Origin of the sequence: Micromonospora sp. DT4 (genome assembly GCF_049841675.1) — a bacterium.
GTDB lineage: Bacteria > Actinomycetota > Actinomycetes > Mycobacteriales > Micromonosporaceae > Micromonospora.
Map to the genome: position 1 here is coordinate 1 of NZ_JBNCKT010000485.1, position 263 is coordinate 263.

Here is a 263-nt window from a genome sequence, read left to right on the forward strand (position 1 = left end):
GCAGCACCTGGTGATCATTCACCGGCCGTCGGTTGAGGACTGGTGGTTGGTGGAGACCCAAGCCAACGACGACGCCAACCGCTACATCCCGTTCCGGCCGACCGACGGGTCGCGGGGTGAGCGGCTATCTGGTGCGGCGTCGGTGTTGGCAGGACCGATCCTGCTACCCGCCGATGAGTCGGGACGGTTGCTCGCCATCGACGGCGGGAAGGTTCGGGTGGGACCACCGGTGACGGGTTCGGTCCTCACTGACGTGTTGACTG

At 66.2% G+C, this 263-nt stretch carries 1 protein-coding gene; it reads left to right on the forward strand.

Translation table 11 applies throughout. From position 1 onward, the window contains the following. Nucleotides 1-46: 46 nt before the first annotated feature. A partial coding sequence (locus ACLQ24_RS30625) for a hypothetical protein (protein ID WP_425895199.1) occupies nt 47-263 on the forward strand: 217 nt, incomplete at its 3' end.